Genomic DNA, 895 nt, shown 5'->3' on the forward strand with positions numbered 1-895 from the left:
CGGCGCGGCGAGGCACGAGCCCCTCCCCGCCGGGCGGCAGGGCCGGGCGGGGGGGGCGCGGGCCCCCCCCCCGCGCCCCGCGCGCCCCGCGCCCGAGCGGGACGGCGCGGCCCGCTCGTCGTAGCGATCGCCCCGCCGGCAGGCATCGGGTGCTATCGGCCGGGGAGGGGCGAGACATCCCGGTTCCGACCCCCTGGGTAGGGTCGGCGTACCTGTTCTCGACCCTGGAGCCAGCGATCTTCTCCCCCGCCCGCGGTCCCGTCGCGACGGCGACCGGTCCGCGTGCGTTCCGGTCATCCGCCGCCTTCACCTCCGCCCCCGTCTCCTCGCCGCGCGCCCGCCGCACATCGCGGTGGCCGCTGCTCGGGATGGCGGTGGGGTTCGCGGTGCTCTACCTGCTCCAGGCGCCCGGCCGGCTGACCGCGGACACCAAGCTCGACGTCCCGCTCGACCCGTGGGGCTTCATGGGCCGGGCCACCCATCTGTGGAACTCCCTCGCCGAGTTCGGTTACCTGCCGAATCAGTACGTCGGCTACCTGTTCCCGATGGGGCCCTTCTTCGGCCTGGGCAAGGTGGTCGGGCTGCCGCCCTGGGCGACGCAGCGGCTGTGGATGGCGCTGCTGCTCACCGTCTCGTCGTGGGGTGTCGTGCGCCTGGCCGACGCGCTGCGCCTCGGTGTTCCCGTCACCCGGGTGCTGGCAGGGCTCGCCTACACGCTGTCGCCGATGTTCCTCGGCAAGATCGGGGCGACCTCCGTCGCGCTCGCCGGTGCGGCGATGCTGCCGTGGATCACCCTGCCGCTCGTTCTCGCGCTGCGCCCCGACGGCGCCCTCGGCGCGGACACGGGCACGGCCGCGCCAACCCGTCCGCCGGACGACTACGGGCGTCCGGCGGC

General features: G+C 76.0%; 1 protein-coding gene. It reads left to right on the forward strand.

Translation table 11 applies throughout. The features are described 5' to 3' along the window. Positions 1-368: 368 nt before the first annotated feature. A partial coding sequence (locus tag ND748_RS32945; RefSeq protein ID WP_251750153.1) for an alpha-(1->3)-arabinofuranosyltransferase family protein occupies positions 369-895 on the forward strand: 527 nt, incomplete at its 3' end.

Origin of the sequence: Frankia sp. AiPs1 (assembly GCF_023716945.1) — a bacterium.
GTDB lineage: Bacteria > Actinomycetota > Actinomycetes > Frankiales > Frankiaceae > Frankia.